General features: G+C 58.4%; 18 protein-coding genes, 1 tRNA gene and 1 pseudogene. 11 read left to right on the top strand and 9 right to left on the bottom strand.

Translation table 11 applies throughout. The features are described 5' to 3' along the window. The first annotated feature begins 187 nt into the window (after positions 1-187). A complete protein-coding gene (locus tag MAIT1_RS11665) occupies positions 188-1,570 on the top strand; it encodes a glycoside hydrolase 100 family protein (RefSeq protein WP_414673641.1) in 1,383 nt (460 codons plus the stop codon). Positions 1,571-1,990: 420 nt separating this feature from the next. On the opposite strand, the gene MAIT1_RS11660 is transcribed toward MAIT1_RS11665, so the two are convergent. The 6 genes from MAIT1_RS11660 to ribF all read right to left on the bottom strand — a co-directional run bounded on the left by MAIT1_RS11660 (position 1,991) and on the right by ribF (position 9,652). Beyond that, the gene (locus tag MAIT1_RS11660) at positions 1,991-3,385 is read right to left on the bottom strand and encodes a M16 family metallopeptidase (protein ID WP_085442438.1); all 1,395 of its coding nucleotides are present in this window, start codon (positions 3,383-3,385) and stop codon (positions 1,991-1,993) included. Then, a complete protein-coding gene (locus tag MAIT1_RS11655; RefSeq protein WP_085442437.1) occupies positions 3,382-4,791 on the bottom strand; it encodes a M16 family metallopeptidase in 1,410 nt (469 codons plus the stop codon). Before MAIT1_RS11655 ends, MAIT1_RS11660 begins: the two co-directional genes overlap by 4 nt. Positions 4,792-4,855: 64 nt before the next feature. After that, the gene (locus MAIT1_RS11650; RefSeq protein WP_085442436.1) at positions 4,856-5,188 is read right to left on the bottom strand and encodes a hypothetical protein; all 333 of its coding nucleotides are present in this window, start codon (positions 5,186-5,188) and stop codon (positions 4,856-4,858) included. Beyond that, positions 5,185-5,778, bottom strand: coding sequence for a signal peptidase II (lspA, locus tag MAIT1_RS11645; protein ID WP_085442435.1), 594 nt, complete (start codon positions 5,776-5,778; stop codon positions 5,185-5,187). Before lspA ends, MAIT1_RS11650 begins: the two co-directional genes overlap by 4 nt. A gap of 2 nt (positions 5,779-5,780) precedes the next feature. After that, positions 5,781-8,618 (bottom strand): isoleucine--tRNA ligase, encoded by a 2,838-nt coding sequence (ileS, locus tag MAIT1_RS11640; RefSeq protein WP_085442434.1) that lies wholly within the window; start codon positions 8,616-8,618, stop codon positions 5,781-5,783. An 83-nt stretch (positions 8,619-8,701) separates the two neighbouring features. Beyond that, entirely contained in the window at positions 8,702-9,652 is a 951-nt protein-coding gene (gene ribF, locus MAIT1_RS11635; protein WP_085442433.1) for a bifunctional riboflavin kinase/FAD synthetase, read from the bottom strand. Positions 9,653-9,910: 258 nt separating this feature from the next. On the opposite strand from ribF, the gene MAIT1_RS11630 reads away from it, so the two are divergent. The 4 genes and pseudogenes from MAIT1_RS11630 to MAIT1_RS22290 all read left to right on the top strand — a co-directional run bounded on the left by MAIT1_RS11630 (position 9,911) and on the right by MAIT1_RS22290 (position 13,885). Then, positions 9,911-11,863 carry a hybrid sensor histidine kinase/response regulator gene (locus MAIT1_RS11630; protein WP_085442432.1) on the top strand — a complete coding sequence of 651 codons (1,953 nt, stop codon included), beginning with the start codon at positions 9,911-9,913 and terminating at the stop codon, positions 11,861-11,863. 193 nt (positions 11,864-12,056) lie between these two features. Beyond that, positions 12,057-13,457 (top strand): sulfotransferase domain-containing protein, encoded by a 1,401-nt coding sequence (locus MAIT1_RS11625; protein ID WP_085442431.1) that lies wholly within the window; start codon positions 12,057-12,059, stop codon positions 13,455-13,457. Between the two features lie 131 nt (positions 13,458-13,588). Then, positions 13,589-13,681: pseudogene (locus MAIT1_RS22660) on the top strand (zf-HC2 domain-containing protein); the annotation flags it as partial. Between the two features lie 66 nt (positions 13,682-13,747). Next, complete coding sequence (locus MAIT1_RS22290) at positions 13,748-13,885, top strand: hypothetical protein (RefSeq protein WP_241893461.1); 138 nt, start codon at positions 13,748-13,750, stop codon at positions 13,883-13,885. A 116-nt stretch (positions 13,886-14,001) separates the two neighbouring features. Here the strand turns inward: MAIT1_RS22290 and MAIT1_RS11615 are convergent, their stop codons facing one another. The 3 genes from MAIT1_RS11615 to MAIT1_RS21845 all read right to left on the bottom strand — a co-directional run bounded on the left by MAIT1_RS11615 (position 14,002) and on the right by MAIT1_RS21845 (position 17,312). Further along, positions 14,002-16,059: a hypothetical protein gene (locus MAIT1_RS11615; protein ID WP_143814799.1), complete on the bottom strand. Its 2,058-nt coding sequence runs from the start codon at positions 16,057-16,059 to the stop codon at positions 14,002-14,004. Positions 16,060-16,654: 595 nt separating this feature from the next. Further along, a complete protein-coding gene (locus MAIT1_RS11610) occupies positions 16,655-17,083 on the bottom strand; it encodes a hypothetical protein (protein WP_143814798.1) in 429 nt (142 codons plus the stop codon). A gap of 153 nt (positions 17,084-17,236) precedes the next feature. Next, positions 17,237-17,312 (bottom strand) — tRNA-Glu (locus MAIT1_RS21845). Positions 17,313-17,417: 105 nt separating this feature from the next. On the opposite strand from MAIT1_RS21845, the gene MAIT1_RS11605 reads away from it, so the two are divergent. The 6 genes from MAIT1_RS11605 to MAIT1_RS11575 all read left to right on the top strand — a co-directional run bounded on the left by MAIT1_RS11605 (position 17,418) and on the right by MAIT1_RS11575 (position 24,349). Continuing rightward, a complete protein-coding gene (locus MAIT1_RS11605; protein WP_143814797.1) occupies positions 17,418-18,743 on the top strand; it encodes a tyrosine-type recombinase/integrase in 1,326 nt (441 codons plus the stop codon). Positions 18,744-18,778: 35 nt separating this feature from the next. Continuing rightward, positions 18,779-19,447 carry a hypothetical protein gene (locus MAIT1_RS11600; RefSeq protein WP_085442427.1) on the top strand — a complete coding sequence of 223 codons (669 nt, stop codon included), beginning with the start codon at positions 18,779-18,781 and terminating at the stop codon, positions 19,445-19,447. A 496-nt stretch (positions 19,448-19,943) separates the two neighbouring features. Then, positions 19,944-20,207 carry a helix-turn-helix domain-containing protein gene (locus MAIT1_RS11590; RefSeq protein WP_085442425.1) on the top strand — a complete coding sequence of 88 codons (264 nt, stop codon included), beginning with the start codon at positions 19,944-19,946 and terminating at the stop codon, positions 20,205-20,207. 3 nt (positions 20,208-20,210) lie between these two features. Further along, positions 20,211-22,175, top strand: coding sequence for a DNA polymerase (locus MAIT1_RS11585; RefSeq protein WP_085442424.1), 1,965 nt, complete (start codon positions 20,211-20,213; stop codon positions 22,173-22,175). Between the two features lie 31 nt (positions 22,176-22,206). Continuing rightward, a complete protein-coding gene (locus MAIT1_RS11580) occupies positions 22,207-22,740 on the top strand; it encodes a DNA-primase RepB domain-containing protein (RefSeq protein ID WP_158089451.1) in 534 nt (177 codons plus the stop codon). Further along, a complete protein-coding gene (locus MAIT1_RS11575; protein WP_158089450.1) occupies positions 22,730-24,349 on the top strand; it encodes an AAA family ATPase in 1,620 nt (539 codons plus the stop codon). Before MAIT1_RS11580 ends, MAIT1_RS11575 begins: the two co-directional genes overlap by 11 nt. Positions 24,350-24,675: the final 326 nt, after the last annotated feature.

Genomic DNA, 24,675 nt, shown 5'->3' with positions numbered 1-24,675 from the left:
GAACCGCAACCCGCAACATTCTCCACCCATATTTTGGGTTTTTATTGGGCTTGCTGCGGCAAAACTGATATAAAATTCGTTCAGATGTCACCCTTGCGCCACGCTTGTCCCACGCGCAGAACGCTCCGTTCGTCACGAGACCCCCATGGACGCACCCGCCAACGCTGCGATTTCGCAGAATCCGTTTCTGGCCCACAAACCCTCTGACGCCCAAATCGAAGAGGTGGTGGAGCAGGCTTACGCCCTGATTGAGGATTCGCTGATCTATTATCAGGGCAAAGCAGTGGGCTGCACGGCGGCGGTGACCGACCACGTTGCGGCGGCCAACTACACCGAGTGCTTCATTCGCGACTTCTTCCCCGTCGCCCTTATCCTGCTGATGGATGGCAAGAGCGAGGTGGTGCGCAACTTCCTGCATACGGTGGCGCGCCTGTCAGCGCGGGAGAAGCAGTTCAAAGGCCACGAGATCACCCCGGGCGTGATGCCCGCCAGCTTCTCGGTGCGCATTGACGAAGCGGGCGCCGAGAGCCTCAGCCCCGACTACGGCGACCGCGCCATTGGCCGTGTGGCCCCGGTGGACTCCATGATGTGGTGGGCGATCCTGCTGGATCTCTACGTGCAGTACACCCACGACCACGGCTTCACCCAGCGCCCCAGCATTCAGGGCGCGCTGCAGCACATTCTGCATTTGAGCCTCAACACCACCTTTGAGGTGGCCCCCACCCTGCTGGCGCCCGACGGCTCCTTCATGATCGACCGCCGCATGGGAGTGGATGGCCATCCGCTGGAGATCCAGACGCTGTTCTACGGCATGCTCTGCTCGGCGGAGAAGTATCTGGCGCGCACCAGCCACACCGCCGAGGTGCTGCTGGTGGCGCATCAGCGCCGCAGCGCCCTGCTCACCTACCTGCGCATCTTCTTCTGGCTCGACGTGCGCCGCTTGAACGAGATCCACCGCTACCCCACCGAGGAGCTGGGCTCGGGCAGCGTCAACATGCTCAACATCTACCCCGCCTCCATCCCCGACTGGGTGGAGGATTGGCTTCCCGACTACTGCGGTTACTTTGTCGGCAATCTGGGCCCCGGGCGCATGGATTTCCGCTATTTCGCCCAAGGCAACCTGTTGGCGATTCTGTTCGGCGTCAGCACCCAGGATCAGACCCGCGATATTCTCAATCTGTATGAAAAACGCTGGAGCGATCTGGTGGGGGTCTCGCCGGCCAAAATCGTCTATCCGGCGGTGGATGGGCTGGCGTGGGAGCTGATCACCGGCAGCGACCCCAAGAACGTGGCCTGGAGCTACCACAACGGCGGCAACTGGCCGGTGCTGTTATGGCCGTTGGTGGCCGCCGCCCTGGAGGGGGGCCGCGAAGACTTGGCCTGGAGCGCCTTCTCGCTGGCCTGCCGCCGTCTGCAGCGGGATGGCTGGCCGGAGTATTACGACGGCAAGACCGGGCGTTTGATTGGGCGCCGCTCCAATTTCAATCAGGTATGGAGCGCCGCCGCCGCCATTCTGTCCCACAAGATGTTGGTGGAGGAGCGCCGCATCCCCTTCTGCCTGAATGTGTGAACGCACGACGCCAACGGCATGCATATCGTGCAATTTCATATACTTGCTCGAATTGAAAACTGGACACTGCGCTCGATGAGTCAAGAGACTGGGGCTTCGCCCCAGACCCCACAAGGGCTCCGCCCTTGACCCGCCAGGGCTTTGCCCTGGACCCACCAGGGGAATGATTCCCCTGGACCCCCGTTAGTTGGCTTGGTGCGCGTAAAAGGTTTACGTGCATGTTCAATTCTGGATTATAGCGAGTATATAAATAAATGGCGATTCTGAATTCGTCTGGGTAAAACAACAGGCTCTGCGCTGACGTGATGGTGGGCGCAAAGCCTGAGCGATTCAAGATATTGAGAGCGTCGCCCTCAAACTCCCGCCAGGACGCCGCAACAGACGCACGCCCTGCGCGTGCGTCTGTTGCGGCCCTCTGATTCAATGATGTTTAGTGGGGTCCGGCGTTGGCGGAATCGGCTGCGCCTTGGCGCCTTTGGGCCCCACGCCCCCCACCAGCACCGTCTGCCGCTTGCCCAGGTCGAATAGCCGCTGCGCGGTGCGCTGTACGTCGGCCAGCGTCACCGCTTCGATCTTATCGGTCCACGTATCCAGATAGTCGTGGCCGCGATGGTAGAGTTCAATCACCCCCCAGATTCCCGCCAGCGCGCCCAGGCTGTCCAGACGCAGCGGGAACGAGCCCACCAGATACTGCTTGGCCTCTTTGAGTTCGGTGGCCGTCACCCCTTTATTGCGGATCTTCGCCAACTCATCATCGATGACGTCCAGCGCCTCAATGGCGGTGGCGTTCTGGGTGCGCAGGGTGATCACCAGCGGCCCCAACCCCTCGTAGGGGATAAAGTAGGAGGAGACGCCGTAGGTCAAACCGCGCTTTTCGCGCACCTCCTCGGTCAAACGGCTGCCGAAGCCGCCGCCGCCCAGAATGTGATTGAGCACAAACAGTGGAAAATAATCGGGATCGCGGCGATTGATGCCCACCCAGCCCATTTTGATGGCGGTCTGCGGATTCTGTTTGGAGAAGAACAGCGTGGCCGCCTCCGCAGGCGGTTGCGCCAGCGTCATGGGCTGCTGGAACGGCCCCGGCTCGCGCGGCAGATCGGCAAAGTATTTCGCCACCAAAGCGCGCAGCGTCGCTTCATCGATATCCCCGGCCACCGCCAGCACCATGCCCGGCGCGCGAATCGCCTGCTGCTGGCGCGCCAGCAGATCTTCCCGGGTGATGCGCAGAATCGACTGCGGAGAGCCCTCCTCCAGTCGTCCATAGGGGTGCTGCGGGTAGAGTTGACGCGCAAACGTCTCCGCCGCCAGTTGCGACGGGTCGTTGCGGGAGCGTTTCCAGCTATCCAGACGGTCATCCACCGCCCGCTTGATGGCGTCGGGCTCATAGCGCGGGCGCAGCGCCGCATCGGCCAGCAGGGCGAAGCCCACCTCAGCGTGTTCGCTCAGGGTTTTCAGCGAGAGGGTCAGATGATCCACCCCCGCATCCCCATGCAGGCTCATGCCGTAGAAACCCAGCGCCTCATGGAACTGCGCCGAACTGCGCTCCCCGGCGCCCTCATTGGCCAACCAGGCGGTCAGATAGGCCAGCCCCTCCTTGCCCGCCGGATCCCGCGCCGAGCCCCCTTCAATCAGCAGGCGCGCCTGAATCATGGGCGCGGACTGACTGTGAATCAGCACCACCCGCAGACCCGACTCGGCGGTAAAGAAGATCGGTTTATCCGCCGCAATCGCCGCGCCGCCGCGCAACGCGCCGGTCAGGAACAGCGCCAACAGCAGGCTGAAAACCCGCAGGAGTTGCATCGCCCAGGCGCTCATCCGGGGAACTCCTCAGCGGCGCTGCGCACCTGCGCTTGCGGTTTCTGCGCTGCGGGCAGGAAGGTCCCCATGGCCATGCTCTCGGGGTTGAAGTAGCGTTTGGCCACCCGGCGCAAATCCGCCTCGGTGACCGCGCGAATGCGCTCGGGGTACTGCTCCAACCCCAGACGCCAGGGGATGCCGGAGATGGTCATGCGGCCGATCATCCAGGCGGTCTGATGGATCGAATCCTGGCCATACACATGGTCGGCCAGCAGGCGGTTCTTGGCCGCCTGAATCTCGCGCGCAGCGATGGGAGCGGTGGCCAGCCCCTTGGCCTGATCCAGAATTGCGTCCGCCAGGGCGTCGATGCTGGTTCCTTCGCGGGGCAGACCATACAGGGTGATCTCCCCCGGCCCCAGATTGAGACCGCTGAAGCTGGCGCCGACGCTGATGGCCATCCCCTTCTCCAGCACCAGAGAGCGGTACAGACGGCTGGAGCCGCCATCGCCCAACAGGGTCACCAACACATCCAGGGCGAACACATCATCGCGCTGCGCCGCATCGCTCAGGGTGGGCGCGGTGGCGGCGGCCATCCACATCGGCGCCTTGGCCTGAGGATCGCGCAGGGTCACGCGCACCGGCTTGAGCGCCGCGCGCTGCTTGGCCCAGTCGCGCCGGGGTGGATTGGGGTCCGGCTTGAGCGCGCCGAAATCCTTACGGATCAACGCTTCGGCCTGATCAAACTCCACATCCCCGACCACCACCAGAATGGCGTTATTGGGGGCATAGTAGCGCTGGTACCACTGGCGCATATCCGTTGCGGTCATCGCCTCGATATCCCGCATCCACCCGATCACCGGACGCCCATAGGGGTGGCCCGCCAGACGCTGGATGCGGAACTGCTCCATCATGCGCTGATCGGGATCAGAGTCGGTGCGCGAGCGCCGCTCCTCCCGCACCACCAGATTCTCGGTTTTGAAGTCGTCTTCGCGCAGCAGCAGATGGCGCATGCGATCGGCTTCCAGCTTGAGCGCCAACTCCAGTTGGTCGGCGGCGATTTTGACGTGGTATTCGGTGTAGTCGTAGGAGGTGGCGGCGTTGTCGTCGCCGCCATGGCGGGAGATGATCTTGCTGAACTCGCCCGGGGGCACGGTGGGGGTGCCCTGGAACATCATGTGTTCGAGCATGTGCGCCACCCCGCTTTTGCCGGGGATCTCATCGGCGCCGCCGGTGCGGTACCACACCTGGGTCACCACCACCGGGGCCTTGCTCTCGCGCACGACGATGGCGCGCAGGCCATTGTCGAGGGTGAACTCCCGCGCATCCAGCGCGCCCGCTTGCGCGCGGGGCGCGAAAAACAGACACAACAGCGCCGCCAAACCGGCAGCGGCGCGGCTGTTCATTCCGTCAAGACGCCAAAACATGATCGATGCTCCATCATCATGCGCGCCGCCTTACGCCAGGGATTTTGCGTGGGGGTGCGGCGCGTTATTTGTTGATCCAGCCGGGCAGTCGCTCTTGTTGATCGCGACCCAGCTCGGGTTTCTCCTGTTTGCGCGCCGACGGCGCGTCGCCGCCAAACAGAATCTGCCCCGCCGACTTCTCCGCAGCCAGAGCGGTGGGGTTCTTGGTCACATTGGGATTGGTCCCCACCGGCGGCAATTCGTCCAGGTTGGGCGGAATCTCCAACGGCTCGCGGGTGGGCACCTGGCTGGCGTCCATGGGACGCTCCCACGGCATGCGAATGTTGGCCGAACAGCCGGCAAACAGCGACGAACCCAAGGTCAGCGCCACAATGGGCAGGATCATCCGACTCTTCATGTGCTCTGCGCCTCCTCGTCCGTCGCCTTGTCTGCAACGCCCGTTTTTGCTGCAACGCCCGTTTTTGCTGCAACGTGTTTACCCTGGTTTTCCGTCTCGGAACCGCCGACAAACGCATCCCAAATCAGCAGTCCCACGCCGATGGTGATGGCGGAATCGGCAATATTGAAGATGGGCCAGGAGAGGTCATGCCAATGGGCGTGGATAAAATCCACCACCGACCCCAACCGCACCCGATCGATCAAATTGCCCAACGCGCCGCCCAACACCAGCGCCAGGGCGGTCCCTTGCAAGCGCGAGTCCACCCGTTTCAAGGCGTACAATAACAACGCGCTGGCCACCACCGCAAAACCGCCCAACAGAGCGATGCGCCACTGATCCGACATCTCGGCGAACAGACTGAAGGCCGCGCCCCGGTTATACGCCAGAGTGAAGTCCAGAAAGCCCTCAATGAGCAGAATCGGACCGTCGGCCAGATGCTTGACCGCCAACCACTTGGTGATGTGATCGGCGATGATCACCGCCACGGCAATGACGATGCCCGCCCGCAACATGCTGCGGGGTCCCGTCTTCGGCGCCGATGTTTCCATGCTCACCCCGACACCACGTCGGCGCAGCGCGGGCACAGTTCAGGATGCTCGGCATGGCTTCCCACCGCCTCATCCCAGTTCCAGCAGCGCACGCACTTGGTTCCGCCGGCCCGGGTGGCGCCGATCTTCAGCCCTGTCACTTCCGTTGCGCTGATGGCGTCAGCCGGAGCGGCGTCCAGATCCGCCAGCGTCACCGATGCGGTGATATAGAGGCGGAAGTTGTCGTTGAACCCGGCCAGAAACGCTTTGAGATCGGCGTCGCAATAGAGGGTGAGGGCCGCCTCCATGAAGGAGCCGATGCGCTTCTCTTTACGATCGTTCTCCAGCACCCGATAGGCCTCCGCGCGCACCGCGCGGTAACGCGCCCAGCGCTTGGCCAGCTCTTCGTCGCGCCACTCGGGATGCTCCTGGGGGAAGCGCGCCAGATGCACCGAGGTTTCGCGATCGCCGGGCATGTGACTCCACATCTCCTCGGCGGTGAACGCCAACACCGGCGCCATCAAGCGCACCAGCGCCTCCAGGGCGTGATGCATCACCGTCTGCGCGCCGCGACGGGCGGTGGAGTTCTCGGCGTCGCAATAGAGGCGATCCTTGATGATATCCAGATAGAACGCCCCCAGATCCATGGCGCAGAAGTAGTGCAGCTCCTGATACACGCGATGGAAGGCGTACTCGTTATAGGCGCTCTCCACGTTGCGGATCAGGTTGGCCAGGCGGTCCAGCGCCCAACGATCCAGCTCCGCCAGATCGGCGTAGCCCACCAGATCGCGCTGGGCGTCGAAGCCATTCAGATTGCCCACCAAAAAGCGCAGGGTGTTGCGGATGCGCCGATAAGCGTCCGACAACCCTTTGAGGATCTCATCGGAGATGCGGATGTCGCCGGAGTAGTCCTCGGCGGAGACCCACATGCGCAGGATGTCGGCGCCATACTGCTTGACCACCTTCTCCGGGGCGATGACGTTGCCCAGGGACTTGGACATCTTACGCCCCTTGCCGTCCACCACGAAGCCGTGGGTCAGCACCGCCTCATAGGGGGCGCGACCGCGGGTGCCGGAAGAGGTGAGCAGGCTGGAGTGGAACCAGCCGCGATGCTGGTCGGAGCCCTCCAGGTAGAGATCGGCGGGCCATTTGAGATCGCTGCGCCGCTCCAGCACCGCCGCATGGGTGACGCCGGAGTCGAACCAGACGTCGAGGATGTCCTTCTCCTTGACCAGATGGGCCGAGCCGCATTGGGGGCAGACGTAGCCCTCGGGCAGGAAGTCGGTGACCGGCTTCTCATACCACACGTCGGCGCCGCCCTGCTCCACCGCCTGCGCAATGGTTTCGGTGATGGCCGGATCGCGCACGATGTGGCCGCAGTCGTCACAGGTGACCACGGCGATGGGCGCGCCCCAGGCGCGCTGACGCGACACACACCAGTCGGGACGGTTGGCCACCATGTTGTAGATGCGCTCCTCGCCCCAGTTGGGGATCCACTTGGTGGCGCGGATGGCGGCCAGGGCGTTGTCACGCAGATCGTTCTCGGCCATGGAGATGAACCACTGCGGGGTGGCGCGCATGATCACCGGGTTGTGGCAGCGCCAGCAGTGGGGGTAGCTGTGGCTCACCTTGCTGCTGGCCAACAGCGCGCCGCGATCATCCAGCAGCGCCACCACGGCGTCGTTGGCCTCCTTCACATGCTGCCCTTCAAAGTGGGGCGTGCCGGGCAGAAAACGGCCATAGTCGTCCACCGGATTGAACGGCTTCAATCCATATTTCAGACCAATATCATAGTCCTCGGCGCCGTGGCCTGGGGCGGTATGCACGCAGCCGGTGCCCGCCTCCAGGGTGACGTGGTCGCCGATGAGAATGGGCGCGTCCTGATCCAGGTAGGGGTGGGTGAACTTCTTGTTCTCCAGCTTGGAGCCCGGGAAGGCGCAGAGCAGCTCGATGTCGTCGGCATGGTGCAGACCACAGGCGTCAGCCACGCTCTCCCACAACCCTTCGGCGATGATCAGCACCTCGCCGATGGCCAGATTGACGTTCTCCTGCGGGTCGGTGACCTTCACCGCCACGTAGTTGATGTCGGGCCCCAGGCTCACCGCCAGGTTGCCGGGAATGGTCCACGGCGTGGTGGTCCAGATCACCACCGAGGCGGGTTGATTCTCCAACGCCGGATCCACGTCGGCCAGAGTCTCGCCATGGCGCAACGGGAATTTGACCATGATGGTGCGCGAGACGTGGTCCTCATACTCCACCTCGGCCTCGGCCAGGGCGGTGACGTCGTGGTGGCACCAGTAGACCGGTTTGGCCCCTTTATAGAGACCGCCGTTGTGTAGGAACTTGCCCAGTTCGCGCACGATGTCGGCCTCGAACTGGTAGTTCATGGTCAGGTAGGGGTTGGCCCAGTCGCCGCCCACCCCCAGACGCTGGAACTCGCTGCGCTGGATATCCACCCACTGCGCGGCGAAGTCGCGGCACTGACGGCGGAATTCGGGCAGCGGGATCTCCTCTTTCTTTTTCCCATCCTTCTTCAGCGCCTCTTCGGCCTTGAGCTCGATGGGCAGACCGTGGCAGTCCCAACCGGGCACATAGACGGCGTCATAGCCGCTCATCTGGCGCGACTTGACGATGATGTCCTTGAGCACCTTGTTGATGGCGTGGCCCATGTGCAGGTGGCCATTGGCGTAGGGAGGACCATCGTGCAGCACAAACTGCGGATTGCCCTGGGCGGAGGCGCGCAGTTTGGCGTAGAGGTCCATCTGCTCCCATTTCTCCAGAATCTCCGGCTCCCGCTTGGCCAGTCCGGCGCGCATGGGGAAGTCGGTTTTGGGCAGCAGGATGCTCTCTTTATAATCCATGTCCGATACTCCAGCGGCGTCGAAGGGACGGAAACGCTCCACCCGCCTGCGCCGCGCCAAAAAGAATTGACTCTCGCCAGCGCTTACGCCAAGGCGGCGCGCGTGGCGTCATCCATATTGAAGAACTTGCGCGCCGTGGCCACATCCTGCGCAATCTGCGCTTTGAGCGCCTCCACATTGGGGAAACGCACCTCATCGCGCAGATGTTTGCGAAAACGCACCCGCAGCGAGCGGCCATACAGATCGCCGCACTCGGTGAGCATGTGCGCCTCCAGGTGCAGCCCCTCGTCGCCAAAGGTGGGGTTGCGCCCCACATTGGCCACCGCCGGCCACCAGCGCCCACGGATGCGCCCCTCCACCACGTAGACACCTGGCGGCGGGTGCAGCAGACCGTGCAGATTCAGATTGGCGGTGGGAAAGCCCAGCGCACGACCGCGCTTCTGTCCGCCGCACACTCGCGCCTCCACCTCAAACGGCCGTCCCAGCAGATTGGCCGCGCGCACAAAGTCCCGCGCGATCACCGCATCGCGGATGCGGGTGGAGGAGACCGGCGCGCCGTCATCATCCAGCAGCTCCTGGTCGTGGGCGGCGAAACCATATTTGGCGCCCAACGACTGCAGTTCGGCGATGCCGCCCGCGCCGCGCGCGCCAAAACGGAAACCGCGCCCCACCAGCACCTCTTTGACCCCCAACCCCTGCACCAGGATTTCGCGCACGAAAGCCTCGGGATCGTGCTTCATCAGATCCCGCGAGAAGTGCATGATCATCACCGCATCGAGGCCGTAGGCGTCCAACCAGCGCGCCTTGCCGCGCAGAGCGGTGATGCGCGGCGGTGGATTGTCCGGCGTCAGCACCGAGCGCGGGTGCGGCTCAAAGGTCAACGCCATCACCGGCGCATCGTGGGGTTCGGCCAGTTCGCGCAGATGGCGAAACAGCGACTGATGCCCTCGATGCACGCCGTCGAAGTTGCCGATGGTGACCGCCGCGCCCCGGTAGCGGGGGGGCAGATTATGCAGTCCGCGTATAATGTACATCGTAATCCATCGCGTTGGCGCGCATTCGCCCAGACGGCGGCGCGCGCCTCATTTCCAGCGCTGTAAACGCTGTGAAGCCCTTCAAGATACCCTGACCGACAGCGCAAGGGAAGGCGCAACAACCGTGGGTGACAGGAAGTTCCGATTGACGCGCTGGCCGGTTCCTCGTACTCTGTCATAATCTGTGGGAAATCTGGATATTTAGATAATGAATTAACTGCGCGCTTGCATGCCCCTCAGGATTGGAAACGACGCCCTATGGCCCAAGAATCCGTCACCATACTGTTGGTGGATGACCAACCGCTCACCGCGCACCTGCTCGAACGCATGGTGCGCAGCGAGCCGGAACTCCAACTACACTATTGCGGCGACCCCACCGAGGCCGAGCAGGCGGCGCTCTCCCTGAATCCCAGCGTCATCCTGCTGGACCTGAACATGCCCAAGATCGACGGGCTCACCCTGCTGACCACCTTGCGCCAACGGGCGCAAACCAGCGACACCCCCATCATCATGCTGTCGGTGGAGGAGAACCCGCAGTTCAAAGCACGCGCCTTTGAGCTGGGCGCCAACGACTATCTGGTCAAATTACCTGACCAAAAAGAGGTGGTGGCGCGCCTGCGCTACCACGCCAACGCCTACTTCAACATCAAGCGCCGTCAGGAGGCCGAAGAGCGCTACCGCAACCTGTTCGAGACCTCCCGCGATGCGCTGTTCCTGGCCAACGCCGACAGCGACGTCATCATCGACTGCAACGAAGCGGGCATGATCCTGCTGGCGCAGGTCAAACAGGATGTGGTGGGACGCCGTCTGGACCACGCTCTGCCCACCACCGACGACGACTTCCATCCGCGCATGCGCAGCATGCTGCGTCGCGAAGGGCGCGCCCACGCCACCGACATCACATTGATCAAAAGCAACGGCCAGCCCACCCACGCCGACATCTCCACCGTGCTGTTCTACCAGGGCAGCCAGCGTCTGGCGCAGTGGATCGTGCGCGATGTGAGCGAACGCAAGCGCGCCGAAGAGGCCACCATCGCCCGCGAAGTGGCCGAAGCCAGCAACGGCGCCAAAAGCGAGTTCCTGGCGGTGATGAGCCACGAGATCCGCACGCCGATGAACGCCATCATCGGCATGACTGACATCCTCACCATCACCGACCTGGATGTGGAGCAGGCCGAGTGCGTCTCCACCATTCAGGAGGCCGGTCGCAACCTACTCAGCCTGATCAACGACATTCTGGACCTCTCCAAGGTGGAGGCGGGCAAATTCGCCCCGGACAAAGGACGCTTTCTGCTCACCGACATCGTCGAGAGCGTACTCTCCATCCTCCTGCCTCGGGCCCGCGAGAAGGGTCTTGAGGTGGTGGTGGAGATTCCGCCAGAGGTCTCCAACGAGCTGGAGGGAGACAGCAAACGCCTGCGCCAGGTGCTGCTCAACCTGTTGGGCAATGCGGTCAAATTCACTGACAGCGGCACGATCTCCCTCACCGTCGCCCCCACCAGCGAAGAGGCGCTCACCTTCCGCGTCGAGGATACCGGCATCGGCATCCCCGACCACAAGCAGGAGGATATCTTCCTGCCGTTCACCCAGGTGGACTCCTCCAATTCGCGCGCCTTTGGCGGCACCGGCCTGGGACTGGCCATCTGTCGGCGCTTCATCGAAGCCATGGGCGGGGAGTTGAACGTCCAGAGCACCCTGGGCAAGGGCAGCGTGTTCGAATTCACCCTGAATCTTACAGCGCCGACTCACATCGCCTCGCCCAGCGACGCCCTCGCCGCCCCCTTCGCCGCCAGCCCGGCAAACAGCGACGCGCCCGCCGTGCTGCCTGACTATGCGCAAACCCGCCTGCTGCTGGTGGAGGACGACCGCATCAATCAAAAGGTCTTCAATGGGCTGCTCAAGCGCCTGGGACTGCGCGTGGAGATCGCCGAAAATGGCCAACAAGCCCTGGAGCGCTTATTGGCCGAGCCATTTGATCTGGTGTTCATGGATTGCCAGATGCCCATCATGGACGGCTTCACCGCCGCCCGTCAGTGGCGCCAAACCGAGGCCGAGCAGCGCCGTCCGCATACGCCCATCATCGCCATCACCGCCTTCGCCCTCGATGGCGACCGCGAAAAATGCCTGGAGGCGGGCATGGACGACTACCTGCCCAAACCGATTCAAGCAGGCGAATTGGAGCGCGTCATCGCCCACTGGCTCACCCTCTAGCCCGCCCTTACCGCCATATCGCCTCGCCGCCTCAGGCCGCCCTTGCGATCATCAACTGGCCTGCGCATTGCATTATTTCACCAGCACACGCGCCAGACGCCCTCTGCGAGGCGACCGCCACGGTCTGCATTGCCCTCGCGCAAACACGCCTGCAGGACATCTTGCTGCGCCCAACGCGAACAGGAGCGAATGAATGACCATGCACCCCGCCGCCGATCAAAAGGAACCCGGCATGGACACTGAGAATAGCGCCATCACGCAACTGCTTGTCCAAGCGATGAAAGCGCAACGCGCCGGGCAGATCCAACAAGCGGTCAACGCCTATCAGCAGGCGCTCAACATTGATCCCAACAACTTTCTGACGCTGCGCATGTTTGGCATTCTGGCCATGCAAAACAGCTATCACAACGAAGCGTTGGAGCTGTTTGCCCGCGCCCGCAACGTCAATCCCAACGAGCCGGACATCTACCTGTTTATTGGTCAAACCCTGGCCGCCATGCCGTATCGGCATGATGACGCTCTGACGGCTTTTGAGAACGCGCTGTCATTGAACCCCATGCTGCCGCGGGTGCATTTTCAGATCGCCCAGATGCGCATGCGCGAAGGGGAGTTCCAGCTCGCCGTCGACAGCCTCAACGCGGAGCTGTCCGTCGCCCCCGATGACCCCGACACCCTCTATTGCCTGGGCACGCTGCTCAAGCGCCATGGGCGCTTCGCTGAGGCCAGCCCCTATGTGCGCAAGGCCCTGGCCGCCGACCCCACCCTGATGGAGTGGGGCGTATTTCCCCCCGCGCACTACGCGGCCAATGACGAGGGCGCGAATCAGGCCCTGCCAAGCGGTAAACAGACGCCCTTCCTGTGCGTCTCCTATCCCAAGTGCGGCTCACACCTGCTCTCGGACGTAATCCAGAAACTCAGCGGCAAATCTTTCCACTGGCCCGACAAATACCCCTCCAACAATTTGCCGGTGGACGCTCTCATGCAGACCCCGGAAGAGACTTTCATGATGGGCCACTGGTTCGCCCACGAGCAGCTCGCCGAGTCTCTGCGTCAGTCGGGAACCCGGGTGGTGATGCAGTATCGCGATCCGCGTGACCAGTTGGTGTCGTACTACTTCTATCAAACCCAGATTGAAAAGGATCTGGACACCCCGCTCACCGCCCTGCTGCGCGGCTTCAGCAAGGAGGACGCGCTACAGCAGCTCATCGCCGGCGTGGTGGGACCGGATCTGATGATGCAGAGCCAGACCATTGAGATGTACCGCTGGATCGAGCAGTGGCTTAAGGCGGGCGTGCCGGTGCAGGCGGTCAGCTATGAGTCGCTGGTGCTGAACAAGGAGGAGACGGTGCGCGACATCGCCCGCTTCCTGGGGATTGCGCCCGATGCTGAGTTGCTGACTCAGATTCAGCGCGACACCGCCTTTGAACAGCCGTCGGCGACCATGTCGGCTAACAAAGTCGCAAACAATTTCAAGCGCAAAGGACAGCCTGGCGATTGGAAAAACCACTTTTCCGAACGCAACAAGGATCTCTTCAAACGGGTGGCGGGCGACTTCTTGATTCAGTTGGGATATGAGAAGGATTACGATTGGTAAACAATAGGCTCAATTTATTGGGACAACGCGAAACTTTACCTGGATAATCCACTCTATAAGCGGTGAAGGGCCTGCAAAAAGCCCGAGGAGATGCAATTCCACCCCCTGCTCCCGCCGAAGAGGATCAAAAAATGGAATGTCACCCTGAGCTGGTATCGGCGTTCTTGGATGGTGAACTGGAGCCTGTCATCATGCAGGAATTTCTGGAACACATCACCCATTGCCCCCCCTGCCAGGAGCTGCTTCTCCAACTGGGCTGTTTCCAGGGGCTCTTCCAAGGAGCCCCGAAAATGGCTGATCCGGAATCGCTGACCCGTCACATCATGCTGGAGATCCACAACCATGCGGTGCGTCCCGTTGGCCAGGACGAACCGCGCGGCGTGGACGCGCCGGGCGGCGCAACCAAGCGTCCGACCACCTCGGCCTGATCCAAAAAATACAACGCGCCCGCCAACCCTGTTGGCGGGCGCGCGTCGTTTTGACCACAAGCGCCTCTGCGATATGAGATGTTGCGCCACGTTACCGCGCTGGCGCAACTGTGAGCCTATTCGTTGCTCCAAACGTCGCTCAAAGTCTCTTTCTGATCAGCGCCATCCCAGCGGAACAGCGTCATCCGTCCGGTCAGATGACATTGCGGGATCGAAGCGATGATCACCCGCCCCATCTCCAGCAGACAGCGATCCTCGGCGCGCTGTTTTACGCTCACCCGCGTCTTCGACTTCATGTAGGGGACGTAGTACTCCCGCTCGCGGAATGGCTCGCCGCCCTCAGCAGTGAACTGCGCCACATGAATGCGATTATCGCCCCACTGCGCCACCAGCCGCTCGCCACTCTTCGACTCCAGCAACAGGCCGAAATTATAGAAGAGGGGAAACGCATCCTGGGACTCAACCTGGAATGAAACCCCGCGCGTCCCCGCCGAGATCTCGATCTCAGCGCCATCCAGATGCAGCGCCTCCAGTTTATCCCAATCCGGACGCTTCTCCTGCTTAATCACGCCGCCGCCAGGCCCCCAGAACAGTCCGCGCAGACGCTCAGGCGCCAGCGCCGTCATTGGCGCCAGAGGCTCCTTGTGCAGGGCGCCGCCGCTATTGGGAGAGAACCAGAAGGAGAGCGGGTTGTACTCTCCCAACATCAGCTCTCCACTCTCCGGTGATCGCTTCATGATGTAATAGACCGGCTTGTCTTCATTGCGGTCGCAACTGCGCGGCTGGAACAGCGTCATCAAGCTCTCCAGGACCATGGTGTCCTGCTCGCTCTCCTGCTCGGGAAACTCCAGGAACACGCCGCCAAAGCACCGCGCTTTGCCCTCATCCTGTTGCGCTTGATGGCCGCGGATGCGCTGCGCCATATCCATCAACGCCAAAGTCCCGCTGCTCTTGGCTTCGGCAGAGAAGCGCTGCTTGATCAACGGCGCATTGAAGAGCAAGGGCAGCGCCAGATAGAGCCCGACGCCGATCAGAATCCTGCGCCGCTTACGCGGAGAACTGTGCGCCAACCACCGCCCCAGCAGCGCCGCCACGATGATAAGGAAGAAATAGAGGTACATGGTGTAGTACATGGAGGTGGCGTGACCGCGACTGATGATGCGTCCCACCAGCACCCCCGCAAACGTGCTGGCCAAGGCGATTTGCGCCGCCCGCTCCACCCAGTGCGTATGGGCAAACACACTGCGCCACCCATGCCGACGCAGCACCCGCCCCAACGCCCACAGCGCCAACGCCACACACGCCAGCGTCTCCCCTGCGCGCGTGAGCTTCAGCATCGAATCGGGCATCAAAGCCGCCTTCCATTCGCTCCAGATGGCGCTGGGGATCATCATCGTCAGCACGCCATACAGGTAACGCCCGGCCAAGGTGAGTTTTTCCACCAGCGTGCGATCATCCCCATCCCGCACCGCAGATGGTTCAAATTGCAGCGAAAAGATGGCGTTGGCGTCGTAGTAGAACGCATTGATGAGATAAAAAACCGCATACAGGGCGATGGGCGCGGTGAGGATCAGCAGGGGCTTGAGAGTTGAGCCCACAGGATTGCTCCCCAGCGCGCCACGCGCGGCGTGGTAGCCGATCATGCCAATCAGCGCAGGGATCGCCAGTTCATGAAACAGTGAGGCGAAAAACAGCGCCAATATCCCCAATACGGGGCGGGAGGGTCCCTGCCCATCGGAACGCCCCAACCACAGCGCGCCCTGGGTGAACAGCCCCAGGCAGATCATGTAAAAAACCGCTGTGCTCCAGTGGAATGAGACGTGGGCGTTTGCCGGAATCAGCGAGGTCAGACTCAGAGCCAGCAAGGCCGCCAGCCAGTGTGGGGTAAACAGCGCGCAGGCGCGGTACAGCACCCACAGCGCCAGCGCGCAGATAAGCAGCCATTCGAAGATGAGCAGATCCGTCGCTTCGCGCCACAGAATGTCATTGGCGCCCATCATGAAGAAGAGCCCGGGACGGAACAGCAGATAGTCGCCGGTGAACGTGAAGCGGGTCTGGTTAAACGACAGCATGTGCTTGAGCCACGCCCAATCGCTGTCGAACCAGCCGTATTCGGTAAACACGTAGTAGTCGTCGGCATTCAGCAGAAACGGCGACGGAATGAAAACAAGCACCAAATAGAGGTAAAAAAACAGCAGGACGCCAAGTTGCTTTATCCACGACCAAGGCGTGGAGGAGAGTGCAGTCATAAGAGAGGCCCTGGTTGCAGGCTGATGGAGTGACGGGTGGCCCCGCAAATGCCCAATGGGGCGGCCACAGCATGGCGCAGCCTCAACCATTGGCGCAAGGGACGCCCTGCCGTCGGCCTCGCCGCAGCAAACTGAGAACAGACACCCACTCAAGAGAATATAGTCGCTAGCATTCAAAACTGAACATATGGGCGCTGGAAGATATCGAGGGCTTTGCCCTCGAGCTCCCAACAACCAAACCTTGGGGCGCCGCCCCAAACCCCGCTGGGGGCGCAGCCCCCAGACCCCGCCGCCGACCAGTCGGCGGCCAATAGTCAGCGCTCGCTCAACCTGCGTCACGCAAACATTGGACGGTCTGTGCAGTTTTGGTTTTGACTCACGATATTATTCAACCGACTGAGCGATCAGAAAATAGGCAATCCGCTACACGTAAACAGAGAAGAGCCTACGCCAGATTGACTTCTGATCTCATCTGGATTCAGCCTGCGCCTCATCACGGGCAGGAACCCGCTGCGACATCCTACTTCGCTTTGTAAAAATCTTTATACCCCGCCATCTCACAAAGCTGAACAGTCACCTGTGAGTCGGTGGATTTTGGGTCGTAAGTGGAAATCTGTGGCAGCGCGCCAATATTCCGCTCTTTTGTTTTCATATAAAGAACCGTAAACGGAACAAACCCCGTGTATCCGCCCATTCTATTTTTGGCATTCACCAGCCCACAGTAAGTTTTATCCCCATTATAGGGCATCCACTTAAATTTCGCGGAAAACGGATCCACAAGTTTTTCCTTCACCGCGTCTTCAATAATCTTTTTATCCGCTTCCGTTAATTCGGGGGTTTCAGCCGCAACGCCCTCAGAGAAACTCAGTGAGAACACGGCGAAGAGTGCGAGAAAAGCGCCAACAAAACTCTTGCGACCCGCCCCAGAACAGACATGAAAATTGATCACCCGATGACCCCCAAAACCAAATCAGGATAAATGTCATCAGAAAATACCGCATGACGTTCTGCGCGACAAACAAAAAAAGCGCGGCAAAAGACGGGATTTTCACGTCTCTTACCGCGCTTATTTTCATCAGTCGTTAAGACTGTCAATCTTGATTGGCGTCCCGTACGGGTTTCGAACCCGTGTTACCGGCGTGAAAGGCCGGAATATTACGTTCATACCGTTTACTGACGTATATGCATATGTCTGATTATAGTTGAATTAATGGATATTTCATGCTTCACTGTCCACAGATGTTTGCTAGTGTACGCACATATATATTTGTGAAGTGTTAGAGATGATCAACTTTCACATCTTAACTGGAATGACCATGGCCCGCACCGTTCGCGATACAAACCTGGAATCCAGAGCAGCCCGGTCCAAACTGACCGCCCGGCATCACCCCTATTTCCGTTCTATTGATCAAGGGTGCCATGTGGGCTACAGGAAAGGTGCACGCTCAGCTTCATGGATCGCCCGGTACTTCATTGGCTCCAGCCGGTATCACACCACAAAGTTAGGCGACGCGGATGACGTCACTGACGCTGACGGTGTTAAAATCCTATCTTGGAGCCAAGCCCAAGAGAAGGCTCGCGCCTGGTTTTCAGAACAAGCCCACGTTGAGGCTGGACTTGGGACTGTTGGCCCCTTCACAGTGGCCGACGCCATCAATGATTATCTGGCCGACTACAAAGCCAGAAAGAACCCCTCCAGATCTACATACAACAACTTACTCTCACAAATTAACACGTACATCCTCCCCGGCCTGGAGGGGGTGATCGTAAAAAATCTCCAATCTAGAACCATTCGAGAGTGGCACCAGCATATATCCAACACGCCAGCCAAGACCCGCAGCCATAAGATAACGCAGACTGCTGAGCTGTCCGATGACCCCGAAATCAAACGAAAGAGACGGCACACAGCGAACAAAGCGCTTACCACCCTTAAGGCCGCACTCAACCATGCATGGAGAGAGGGTAAAGTGGCATCCGATACCGCTTGGCGCAGAGTCAAACCATTTCAGCAAGTAGCCTCCCCAAAGATCAGATTCTTGACAGATGACGAAATAACGAGACTTCTTAACGCCTCTCCATCGGCTTTCCGCACTCTGCTCCAGGGGGCTTTGCTAACTGGATGCCGATACGGGGAACTGTGCCGACTGGTCGCTGCCGATTTCGAGCCCGAAAGTGGGACTCTCTCTATCAAACGAAGCAAATCAGGCAAGTCGCGCAATGTTGTGCTCACAGGGGAAGGAGTCGAACTCTTTTCAAACCTGTCGCTCACCAAAAGGCCAAGTGATCACCTGTTCACCCACGATGACGGTACACCGTGGGCAAAAAACCATCAACAAAGGCCAATGGCCGAAGCCTGCAGCGCAGCATCCATCACCCCAGCAATCAATTTCCACATCCTCCGCCACACACATGCCAGCCGTCTAGCCATGGCAGGCGCGCCAATGGGCGTAATCGCTACACAGTTGGGACATGCAGACACCCGGATGACAGAGATACATTATGCCCACTTGGCTCCCTCTTATGTGGCCGACACCATTCGGGCTACCTTTGGACGCATAGGCTCACCTTTGACAGGAAACGTCGCACAACTCAAACATAAGGCGGTTTAGAAAACGCATCATTTTTCTGAAAAGGATTATGCACTATGGCCAGTAAATGGGATGATTTCATCAACATGGAAATTGGAGTATCCGAAAAAGGGGAGCTCGACCAGCTTGTGTTTCTTGCGGCTATTGGAAAGTATTATCTAGATGAACAAATCCACACCAAAACGGGTTATAAAAACGCTATCCGTGAGCGTAAGCAAGTAAATTCAATCCGGGTTGCGGCGGAACAGCTCAAGCAGGTCAGAGCGCGAATCAAGCGCGACTATAAAGAAGATGGGTTCGAGGATGTGTATGATGTTTTAACTCAGTTTATAACAGTACAAAGACAAAACGCTCAAGTAAGGCAACGCAACCCAGAAAACATTCGAAATCTGATTAGAAGAGCAAAAAATATAAATGAAGCCCCCCCTTTTTTAACCTATTCAGGAATTTCAAACTTCATACAATTTATAGAACGATACGAATGCTATAAAATCCCTTGTGAATACATAGAGCGCATTGGTTTTTTTGGGCCTTATGGGGACTGGGAGAGTGATCTAGAAGATAGCGCCGAACATACAGACACTGATCTGGACGATTACGACCCCGATAGTGACCCCATGACACTCTTCCCGCCTCCAGAGATCACTATCCCAACTGCACAGAAAAAAATAGACCAGCCACTAAAGCCTGGCCGGTCTAACAAAAAACATAGAGACAAGGCCTAATCCAGACTCACCCCGTACTTACCTAAATGCTCTTCGCACATCATAGACTTATGCCATAGAACACAATCTTCTTTTGTCTCGTAGACGTGGCAGAATCTATAATGCGCGTTTTTTTCGCGGATCTCACGCCACTGCTCTAAACGCTCCTCCTTCAAAGACACGTAGGCACTATAACAGGGCCTGCCTGGATACTCATAAGTGTTGCTTACCAGATATTTCCCTTCAGGCAAACTGAAGAGAAATTTTTTGGTCAGCTTTTCACTCATTTTTAAGCACATGATTAACCTCCTATGTCGTGCACTCTGCCTATCTCTCGCCCTCTTCACGTAGAAGACAACTCGACGCCAGACACCAAACCACCAGACGTGGACACAACAGTGCCCAATCAACACAGCAATTTATCAGGGTAGAAAAACTTGGCAAACTCTACCCTGAATTACCCACCTAGTTTTTTCGCAATCTGTCTCCGTCCATCAACGTTCGTAGGAGACTTACAATGCGTACCCTGTCCGAAGTGAACCCATTAGAATCTCAATCGGAGCGATCAACGCGCTCCCAGGAACAAAACGCCCTAATTTCCCGCTTGGCTTTCAGTCCAAGCGAAGCCGCCTCCGTATCTGGCATCTCTCGTTGTGGCATCTACCAAGCAATCAATAAAGGGCAACTCAGGGCCAAAAAGCACGGGGCCAGAACGCTCATCCTAAAGGATGACCTCCTGTCTTTCCTCAACGAACGTCCTGATTTCAACACGGAGGAATGACAGATGCCCTGCACCCTCTATTTGGATTTGGAAGCCAGGTCACCTTCTGACTTAAAAAAAGTCGGTGTTCATAAATATGCGGAGGATCCAGGAACTGAAATTCTGCTGTTTTCGTATAAGCTTGGCGAAAAATCTACCAAGCTGTGGTTTAAAGGAGAAAAACTCCCTCAGGAAATCATTGATCACGTTAACTCAGGGGGTATCGTCATCGCCCACAATGCTGAGTTTGACCGAGTGATCTGGAATACCATCGGCGAACGTAGCCACGGCTTCCCTAAAATTAAATCCATACAGTTTCGAGACACCATGGCGCGAGCAGGCGCAATGTCACTCCCCCGATCGCTCAATAATTGTGCTGTGGCGTTGGGCGTGGACATAGGAAAAGACAAGGAAGGCACGCAGTTAATGCGTGAAATGTGCAGCCCTACTGGAACCACCATAAATGGAGATCCTATCTGGAGGGAGGACCCCGAGAGCATCAAGCGCCTTGGTGAATACGCCAAACGTGATGTGGATGTGCTTTATAGAATAGATCAAAAGCTTAGACCGTTACGCAACTCAGAGCAGCGTGTCTGGGAAATGGATCAACGCATCAATGACCGGGGACTCCATGTTGATCTCGAACTCGCGACCAAAACACGATCCTTAGCAAACATGATCACTGAGGGTCTAAACGAACAGATTCACACAAAGACTGGAGGCGCTGTAAAAACAGCAACCGCTACCAAGTCTCTTCTCGAGTGGGTGAACAGCCAGGGTCTGAAAGCTCACTCTCTCAAGAAAGACGTTGTCCCCGGACTGATTGAAAAAGCAAAAGGGGCAGGGTTGTGGCATGTAGTCCGTGCACTTGAAATTCGCCAACAGGCATCCAAATCCTCCATAGCAAAGATCAAACGCATGGAGGAGCGCGTCTGCAACGATGGTCGAGTCAAGGGGATGCTGCTTTTCCACGGAGCTACTACAGGCCGCTGGACTGGTCGTGGGCTGCAGCCGCAAAATCTACCCCGTGGAGTACTGACTCCAGAAGAAATTGAAAAGGCGGCAAAGGATGTTCTGAATCAAGATGTCGAAGCACTACATGAAATGGGTTTGCCTGTTCTGGAAATCATATCCAGTTGCCTTCGGTCTTTGTTCACTGCAAAGCCCGGCCATTTGCTGATCGTGGCAGACTTCTCTTCAATCGAGGCCCGCATCCTTGCGTGGCTAGCCAACGAAGGCCCTGTCCTTAAAGTCTTCAGAGGTGACGGCAAAGTTTATGAACATGCCGCCAGCCATATCTTTGGCGTTCCTGTTGGGCAGGTTAATAAAGAGCAGCGCAGCATCGGCAAGGTGGCCGTACTAGCCCTTGGCTATGGCGGGGGAGTCAATGCCTTCAAACAGATGGCAAGCACCTACGACGTAACCATCTCGGACAAGAAAATTGAATCCGTCAAACAAAACTGGCGCAAGGCAAACCCGCGCATCACAGAACTCTGGCGGCTGCTAGAGGGTGCCGCCATCAGAGCTATCAAGCAGCCAGGGCGTGTGTTCCAAGCAGGGGGCAAAATCTCCTTCACTGTCGATGAAGGGCATTTGTGGTGCCGTCTGCCATCTGGGCGGTCTATCTGCTACCCATACGCCACGCTCAAACCCAGCACCACTCCATGGGGCAAGCCAACCACCAAGATCCTTTTCAAGGGCGTCGACTCAACCACCAAGAAATGGGTCCAGCAAGACACTTATGGCGGAAAACTGGCTGAAAACATAACTCAGGCTGTGGCCCGTGACATCCTGGCGGAATCCATGATGAGGATCGAAGAAGTTGGGCATCCGATCGTGCTCCATGTCCACGATGAGATCGTCTGCGAAATCAAAGAAGGGTCAGTTGAAGTCTCAGAATTCGAGCAGCTTATGGCTGAAACTCCGCATTGGGCAAAGGACCTTCCCCTGCAGGCCGAGGGTTGGACCGGCAAGCGCTACAGAAAGTGAGGGCGTCATGTGCCAAAAAACGAAGAGCAATATGAATCCGGACCCACACGAGGCTCAGCGCTTCCTGGACCTGCTAGCCCCCAGAGAGGACTTCACGTTCCAAACTTTTGATGACGCCAAAGACAGGAAGTCCAAAGGACTAATCAACATCCTCCACGGTTCTCTTGAGCAACACGCTGAAGAGTTGGCCGAACTAAACCGGCAAGGGGCTGGGGTTTTCGTCATGGTCAACGAAGGGGATTGTAAGGGACGAAAAGCGCAGAACGTCATCCGAGTCAGAGCCTCATTCATCGATCTTGATGGCGCTCCTCTAGAACCCGTTCTCGAGGGACCTGAACGGCCCCACATCATCATCAACACAAGCCCAGGTCGGTGGCACTGCTACTGGGTTGTGGAGGGCGTTGCCCTGGACGACTTCAAAAAGGTGCAGCAGCAGCTCATCAAACGCTTTAACGCGGACACCTCAGTTACTGACCTCCCCCGTGTGATGAGGCTGCCAGGGTTCTATCACATGAAGAGTGAACCATTCCAAACCAAGATTCAGGAGCCGAATGATGAGAGTTGAGCGCCCTTTTACCCCTATGACGGCCAACCAGTTCATGGAACGGTTTGGAATTGACCTGGACGAGCCGAAACAGACCAAAAAGAATTCGTCAGGATCTAGGCGGACCGGCACGGGCGGCACTCCAATTGATTCCCCAGAAGGGATCAACATGGCTGTGCATTTCCTGCAGGAAGAGGCTCCCCCCGCAATAGAGGGAGAACAGGGAAACAATACCACTCTGAAAGTCGCTATGCGTCTGGGAGACTGGGCAATTTCTAAGAAGCGCGCTTATGCACTCATGCTGGAGCACTATAATCCGAGATGCTCACCAGAGTGGGGGCCTGAGGAGATGACGGACATAGTCACCCACGCTTACAAGTACCGAGGCGGGCCCGTTGGGTCCGCTCTCCATCATGAGGCGACACTTTCACCGCTGGCGCAGCCGCTGCCTCCTCCAGAGCCATTGGCCCCTTTCTCCCCCAAGGACCTTCCGCCAGAGCAGTGGATAATCGAGAGACTGTTATGCAGGGGGTACGTCACAGTTCTAGTTTCACCACCAGGAACGGGCAAATCTGTCCTCTCTCTACAAATCGCAGCCGCAGCGGCATCTGGCAGGGACGACCTGCTGGATTTAGCTATCAGAGAAAGAACCCGCGTGTGGCTCTCCAATAATGAGGACAATCTCATCCTCATGAAGCGTAGATTCGCAGGCATTGTGCAGCATTTCATCCTCTCCTGGGATGAGGACCTGGAGATTGAAGGCGTATCAGGCGTTTCTATCAACAGCGGAATCGAGCGCCCATTGATGATGGCCACGCGTGGGAGCGAAAACAAGATGCAACCCCACGACGTGGATAGCGTCATCCAGTACATCAAGGAGAACAATATCGGCGTGTGGATCGCTGACCCATTCCTCGAGACACACCAAGCGGCTGAGAACAGCAACGAAGAGATCAACCGGGTCGCAGCAATGTATCGGAAAGTTGCCATAGAGTGTAATTGCGCGGTTCTACTAATACATCATACGAGGAAAGAGCCCAGGGCCAGCTCTGTGGGCTACGCAGGGGAAATGGACTCTGGAAGAGGAGCATCATCCCTTATGGGTGTGGCACGAATTGTCAAAACACTCTACACCATGGCAAAAAAAGACGCAGAATCATGGGGATTGGAGGAAGAAGAACATGTTAATTTTATACGTCTGGATGACGCCAAATCTAACCTCTACATGACTTCTGCCTCTCCCAACTGGCTAAAAAGGACGAATGTCGAACTAGAGAACAGTGAAACTGTGAAGACTGGCCGTACCAGCAGTGTTGGCGTGCTAGTACCGACAGACCTGTTGCAACTCTCGAGTGGGGAGATCCAGCAATCCAAAAACGACATGCAGATTCAAGACACTGCTGATGTGTTGAACGGGCAAACGATGACCATACACGCAGTCGCGAATATGTTGAAAAACGGCTACTCGTCATTCAGCGATATCAAGAGCGTTGCTGGCGTCGAAAAACGACTGAAGAGTCTTTTTACAGAGGAACAAACTTACGGGGGACATGCCATCCGCTATGTGCAGAGATCTGACACCAACCATGGGAAACACACGTTGGAGGTGAAAAAGTCAGGCGAAAAATAACCCTTAGACCCCTCCTAGACTCAACTCTCAACACTCAACTCTCAACTGTTGGCTCTGAAAACACACATGAAATCAGGATGTTACAAAAACGAGCAGTTGAGAGTTGAGTGTTCGTAAGTCACTGAATTCACACAACTTTATCCAACTCAACTCTCAACCCCCCTATGGGGGGCAGTCCGGAGTGCAGTTGGGCCCTCCGGAGCCCCCCGACTGCACCAGGACGGCCACAACCAAATGATCGCTCCGTGGTCCGCATCATCCGCTGGACCGTGTACCCTTAATCCCACCTTACCCCACTCTGCCCCCATTGCTTTTTGCTTCGGCTC

It is taken from the genome of Magnetofaba australis IT-1 (assembly GCF_002109495.1).
In the GTDB taxonomy this organism is placed as follows: domain Bacteria; phylum Pseudomonadota; class Magnetococcia; order Magnetococcales; family Magnetococcaceae; genus Magnetofaba; species Magnetofaba australis.
This window is presented reverse-complemented; position numbering and strand designations above follow the sequence as displayed.